Annotated in this window: 4 protein-coding genes and 1 pseudogene; 3 read left to right on the top strand and 2 right to left on the bottom strand. The window is 69.0% G+C overall.

Annotation, left to right across the window (positions count from 1 at the left end; translation table 11 throughout):
• The first annotated feature begins 45 nt into the window (after positions 1 to 45).
• Positions 46 to 255 (top strand): hypothetical protein, encoded by a 210-nt coding sequence (locus HOQ08_RS07450; RefSeq protein ID WP_291192886.1) that lies wholly within the window; start codon positions 46 to 48, stop codon positions 253 to 255.
• Positions 256 to 310: 55 nt separating this feature from the next.
• On the opposite strand, the gene sppA is transcribed toward HOQ08_RS07450, so the two are convergent.
• Positions 311 to 2,188 carry a signal peptide peptidase SppA gene (sppA, locus tag HOQ08_RS07445; RefSeq protein WP_291192884.1) on the bottom strand — a complete coding sequence of 626 codons (1,878 nt, stop codon included), beginning with the start codon at positions 2,186 to 2,188 and terminating at the stop codon, positions 311 to 313.
• Positions 2,189 to 2,198: 10 nt separating this feature from the next.
• Positions 2,199 to 3,614, bottom strand: a complete 1,416-nt coding sequence (locus tag HOQ08_RS07440; protein WP_291192882.1) for an MATE family efflux transporter — start codon at positions 3,612 to 3,614, stop codon at positions 2,199 to 2,201.
• A gap of 106 nt (positions 3,615 to 3,720) precedes the next feature.
• On the opposite strand from HOQ08_RS07440, the gene HOQ08_RS07435 reads away from it, so the two are divergent.
• Together HOQ08_RS07435 and HOQ08_RS07430 are read left to right on the top strand one after the other, a co-directional pair.
• Positions 3,721 to 4,932, top strand: coding sequence for a DUF3667 domain-containing protein (locus HOQ08_RS07435; protein WP_291192880.1), 1,212 nt, complete (start codon positions 3,721 to 3,723; stop codon positions 4,930 to 4,932).
• A 376-nt stretch (positions 4,933 to 5,308) separates the two neighbouring features.
• A pseudogene (locus HOQ08_RS07430) lies at positions 5,309 to 5,725 on the top strand (primosomal protein N'); the annotation flags it as partial.

Raw genomic sequence — 5,725 nt, 5'->3', positions numbered from 1 at the left:
CCCGGCGGCGGGAGACTGCGGCCTCGCCGCCGAAGGGGAGTCGCCATGAAGCCGTTGTTGCCCATCGCCTTGCTGCTGGCACTGGCCGGCTGCTCCAACAAGGCGCCCGAGCCGCAGGCCGCCGCTGCGCCCAAGCGCGTGGCCACGCCCTGGGACGACATGAAGAAGGACGAACAACGCGCCAAGGACGTGAAGAAGCTGGTCGACGACCAGGCCAAGCAGCAGCAGAAGGCGCTGCAGCAGGCCGAGCAATAGCCGGCCGCGCCGCCGCAGCCCTTCGCCCTCGAGTGGGCGAAGGATCCGAACGCTCTCAGCGCGGCGCGCAGAAGCAGTAGGCGTAAACGTTCGGCCGTCCGGCCTGGGCGGCGCGCAGCAGCTTCAGTTCCGGCGCCAGACGCGGCAATTGCGCCAACCAGGGAGGCAGGCGCAGGCCGTAGCCTTGCGCGGCCTGCATCATCGCGCTCTGGTTCATGCCGAGCAGGAACTGCTGCAGGCCGCCCAGCGGCGCCTCGACGTAGCGCACGTGGTAACCCTTGCCGAGCCTGGCCAACGCGGCGGCGCCGTCGAGCGCGGCATCCAGGCCGCCCAGCTGGTCGACCAGGCCGCGCTCGAGCGCCTGCCGGCCCGTCCACACGCGGCCCTGGGCGATCGCGTCGGTGGCGTCGAAGCTCTTGCGGCGCGCCTGCGCCACCTTGCCGACGAAGTCGCGGTAACCCTTGTCGATGACCGCCTGGATCACCTGCCCCGCCTTCGGATCGAGCGGCCGGGTGATGTCGAAGGCGCCGGCCATCGGCCCGGTGCCCACGCCGTCGCTGTGGATGCCGACCTTGTCCAGCGCGCCGGGCACGGCGTAGTACATGCCGAAGATGCCGATCGAGCCGGTGATGGTGTTGGGCTCGGCATAGATGCGGTCGGCGTTCATGGCGATCCAGTAGCCGCCGCTGGCGGCCACATTGCCCATCGAGACGACCACGGGAATGCCGGCCTTGCGGGTCAGCTCCACCTCGCGGCGGATCTGCTCGGCCGCGTACACCTCGCCGCCGGGCGAATCGATGCGCAGTACCAGCGCCTTGGTGCGCCGGTCGTGGCGCGCGCTGCGGATCAGCGCCGCGGTGGACTCGCCGCCCACGCTGCCCTGCGGCTGCTTGCCGCCGACGATCTCGCCTTCGGCCACGACCACTGCCACGCCCGGGGCGAAGGCGTCGCCGCTGTCGAGGTTGGCCACGTAGCGGTCCAGGCCGATCTGGCGGAAGCCTTCCTGCGGCTTGTCGCCCGCCGGCACGCCGCCCTTGCGCAGCATCGCATCGAGCTGCTCGCGGGTGGCGGTACCGTCGACCAGGTGTTCGTCCTGGGCCAGCTTCGCCAGGTCGCCGCCGGTGCGCTCGATGGCCTGCGGCAGCCCGTCGACGTCGCCGCGCACGGCGGCCGGGTCGAGCTTGCGCAGCTTGGCGACTTCGTCGATGTACTCGCTCCACAGCCCGGTCATCCAGTAGCTGTCGGCCGCCTTGGAATCGTCCGAGGCGTGGTCGAGGATGTAGGGCTCGGCGGCGCTCTTGTAGCGGCCGACGCGGAACAGGTGCACGTCCACGCCGAGCTTGTCGAGCAGGTCCTTGTAGAACAGCCGGTAGTTGGCCAGGCCGGTGATCATCACGCCGCCCTGCGGATCGAGCAGGATGCGGTCGGCGTGTGCGGCCAGGTAGTACTGGCCCTGGTCCAGGTTCACGCCCCATGCGACCACCGGCTTGCCGGCCGCGCGGAAGCGGTCCAGCGCGGCGCCGACCTCGCGCAGGGCCGCGAAGCCGCCGCCCTGCAACTGGTCGGGCAGCAGCAGGATGTGGCTGATCCGCGCGTCGTGCGCGGCGGCGTCGATGGCGCCGGTCAGGTCACGCAGCTGTACCTGCCTGGGCGGTTCGCCGGAAAGGCTCTGCAAGGCGCGCTGCAGCGGCTCGATGCTGTACTGCTCGACCAGCTCGCCTTTGGGCTGGATCACCAGCACGCTGCCGTCCTTGACCGTATGCGCCACCCGGCTGGCGGCGATCCCGCCGACGATCAGCAGCAGCACGACGAACAGCAGGAAGAAGAACACCAGGTTGAGGATCACCAGCCGCACTACGTTGAAGCCGCGGCCGATCACGCGAAGGAAGGCCCAGAATCCGTTCGGGCGGCGCAGCGGCGGCGGGGTGCTCATCGATCGGTCCTCACAGGTGATCGTTCAGCGTAACTGCTTGCGAACGCACCGTCATGTCGTCGGGCGGCGGCGCGACGGACCAGCGGTGCCGCCAGGCGCTGCGCCAGAAGCGGGTGAACAGCAGCATCGCCGCCACGGTCAGCCCGGCGATCAGTCCCATCCACATGCCGCGCGCGCCCAGGCCACGGTGGAAGGCCAGCCACCAGCCCACCGGCATGCCCACGCCCCAGTAGGCGAACAGGGTGATCGCCATCGGCACCCGGGTGTCCTTCAACCCCCGCAGGGCGCCGTTGGAGGCGACCTGGATGCCGTCGGAAAACTGGAACAGTCCTGCCAGCACCAGCAGTTGCGAAGCCAGTCCGATCACGCTGGCGTTGCGCGTGTAGAGCGAGGCGATCGCATGGGGCAGGCCCAGCATCAGCGTGGCCGAGATCAGCTGGGTGAGCAGCGCCAGGCCGATGCCGCAGAAGCCGGCATAGCGCACGCCGCGCGCATCGTTGCGGCCGACCGCATTGCCGACCCGCACGGTGATCGCCATGGCCAGCCCCAGCGGGATCATGAAGAACAGCGAGGCCACGTTGATCGCCACCTGGTGGCTGGCCACGATGTCCTCGCCCATGGTGCCGATCAACAGCGCCGTGGCCACGAACAGGCCGGCCTCGGCCAGCAGCGTCACCGCCATCGGCACGCCGATGTGCAGCAGCGCGCCGATGCGCTGCCAGTGCGGCCACTCGAAGCATTCGAAAAGCTTGAGCCCGCGGTAATTGCGGTGGCAAAGAACGTAGACGGCGAAGCCGAGCATCTCCAGCCACAGCACCGCAGCCGTCGCGATGCCGCAGCCGCGCGCGCCCTGCGGCGGCAGGCCCAGCTTGCCGAACATGAAGACGTAGCCCAACGGCGCCAGCACGGCCAGCCCGCCGAGACTGAACATCATCGACGGCCGGGTCAGCGAGAGGCCTTCGGAAAGGCCGCGCAGCGCGAAGTAGCAGGCCAGCGCGGGCGCTCCCCAGCTGATCGCTTGCAGGAATGCCTCGACGTCCTGGCGCAGGCTCGGTGTCACGCCGATCACGTTGACCAGCGGCCCGGCATGGCGCACTCCGAACCAAAGCAGCGCACCCAGGGTCACCGCCAGCCACAGCGCCTGGCGGAACACGGCCCCCACTTCCGCCCGCCGGCCCGCGCCGTCGAGCTGCGCGATCGAGGGCGGCACCGCCATCATCAGGCCGATACCGCTGACGATCGCCAGCGACCACACGCTGGTGCCGACCGCCACCGCGCCCAACACGTGCGCGCTGAAATGGCCAGAGAGCAGCGCGTCGACCACGTTGGTGCCGACCGCGGCCAGCTGCGCGAGCACCAGCGGCAGGGCCAGGCGCACGGTGGCGCCGACCTCGTGCACGACGCGCGCGCGATCGATGGTCTGCATCGTAGGGGCATCCATTTGCGGCGGGCCATTCTAGCCGACTCGGCAGGGCTGCCCCTGCCCGCGCGCTGTGCCAAGATCGCGCACTTTCCTTCTGGCGACGTCCCGCATGAACGAGCTGACCGAAGCCGGCGCGGTGCACTGCGCCAACTGCGCCACGCCGCTGGAGGGCGAGTTCTGCCACCACTGCGGCCAGTCGGTGCACAGCGTGCTCAAGCCCGTGCACCACATGCTGGAAGACGGCATGGACATGTTCCTGCACGTGGACGGGCGCATCGTGCACACCTTGCCACCGCTGCTGCTCAAGCCCGGCTTCCTGACGCTGGAGTATTTCGGCGGCCGGCGCCAGCGCTACGTGGCGCCGTTCCGGCTGATGTTCGTGCTGTGCCTGCTGGCGTTCTTCGCCTTCCACCTGATGGTGGACATGGGCGTGGACCGTGCGCAGGCCAACACCGACAAGGCCGAACTTGCAGTGCACAAGGACACCTTCGCCGGTGACGACGTCCCCGCGGAGGTGCGCGGTGACTTGAAGGATCGCCTGCACGGCCTGGACGTCGCCCGCCGCACCATGCCCGCCAGCCTGGCGCCCACCCTGGATGCGAACGAGCGCGCACTGCGCGCCCAGGCCAACGAACGGTTGGCCGCGCTGGGTGCCGCACCGTTGCCGGCCGACTTCGCGCGAGCGGTTCCGGCCGGCAGCAGTTCGGCCGCGCCGCCGAAACAGGGCCTGCCCGGCGTGGACCACGCCGGGCAGGCCCACAGCAAGTTGACCTCGCCCAAGGTGCACCTGTCCTGGCTGCCTGATTTCATGAACAGCCGGCTGACCGCCTTCGTCACGCATCTTGAGGCCAATCTGAAAGAGGGTCTCGGCAACGACGACCCGCAGAAGAAGCACGAGGCGATCGGCCGAATGATTACCAGCGTCTTCAGCCTGCTGCCGCAGGCGATGGTGGTGATGATCCCGATCTTCGCCCTGATGCTGAAACTGTTCTACGTGTTCCGCCGCCGGCTCTACATGGAGCACCTGATCGTGGCGCTGCACAGCCACGCCTTCCTGTTCCTCGCGCTGCTGCTTACCGGCCTGCTCGGGCTGCTGTCGGTCTGGCTGCAGCCACGCGCGGCATGGGCGGCCAGCAGCGTGGGCCTGGTCGGGCAAGTCCTGGCGCTGTGGATGCCGGCCTACCTGCTGATCATGCAGAAACGCATCTATCGCCAGGGCTGGCCGATGACCCTGCTCAAGTACTGGTGCGTGGGCTGGTGCTACTTCTGGTTGATGCTGGTGGTGCTGGGCGTAGTGGTGGTGCTGGGCGCCGCGCACTGAAAACGCGCCGGACGGGTACTGCCAGCGTCGCTTCCGGGGCGGTTGTGCACAGCATCATGAAGCTGTCAAGGCCGCCCATCGATACATGTCCAGTATGTGAACAGGATCCGCCTTGAGCTTCCAAGTATTTGATTTGCAATAGCTAAACAAGCTGGTCATTTTTTGCCCAGCGCGTCCCGAAAGGCATGATGACAGGGCTTTGACCACGCTCTCCCCGGGCCGTCCACAGACTTATCCACAAGCTTTGTGGATAAGGGAAATTTCCACCGGGCGAGAGCCACTTAGACCCGGTTCCTAGATGACAGGGCAGCAAGCCCGCGCTGCTCCGCAGGGCACCGTGCGGGAGCCGCTACACTGGCCCGCCCACGAGGTCGCCATGCCCGCCGTCGTCCGCGTTGCCCTGCCGGTACCGCTTGCCCGCCTGTTCGATTACCTGCCGCCCGCGGGTGGCGTGGCTGCCGGCAGCCGCGTGCTCGTGCCGTTCGGGCGCAAAAAGATGGTCGGCGTGGTGGTGGCCGCGGACGCCGAGGCGAAAGTCGCGGGCACGCGCCTCAAGAGCGTGCTGCGTGTGCTGGACGAAGGCCCGTTGCTCGACGCCGAACTGATGCAGACCTTGGCGTGGGCCGCCGACTACTGGCTGGCCGCGCCCGGCGAGGCCTACGCCAACGCGCTGCCGCTGGCGCTGCGCGAGCCGCGGGCCCTGCCGGAGATCGCCGAACCCGTCCATGCACTCACCCTCGCCGGACAGGGCGCGCGCGACGCCGGCAGCCGGCGGGGCTCCAGCCGAGCGCTG

It is taken from the genome of Frateuria sp. (assembly GCF_013362045.1).
GTDB lineage: Bacteria > Pseudomonadota > Gammaproteobacteria > Xanthomonadales > Rhodanobacteraceae > Frateuria_A.
The sequence above is the reverse complement of the archived record's forward strand: the minus strand, read 5'-3'. Positions and strand labels throughout refer to the sequence as shown.

Excerpts from the sequence above, each read along its gene's own strand:
- HOQ08_RS07450 (WP_291192886.1), top strand. The coding sequence starts at position 46 with ATGAAGCCGTTGTTGCCCATCGCCTTGCTGCTGGCACTGGCCGGCTGC.
- sppA (WP_291192884.1), bottom strand. The coding sequence starts at position 2,188 with ATGAGCACCCCGCCGCCGCTGCGCCGCCCGAACGGATTCTGGGCCTTC.
- HOQ08_RS07440 (WP_291192882.1), bottom strand. The coding sequence starts at position 3,614 with ATGCAGACCATCGATCGCGCGCGCGTCGTGCACGAGGTCGGCGCCACC.
- HOQ08_RS07435 (WP_291192880.1), top strand. The coding sequence starts at position 3,721 with ATGAACGAGCTGACCGAAGCCGGCGCGGTGCACTGCGCCAACTGCGCC.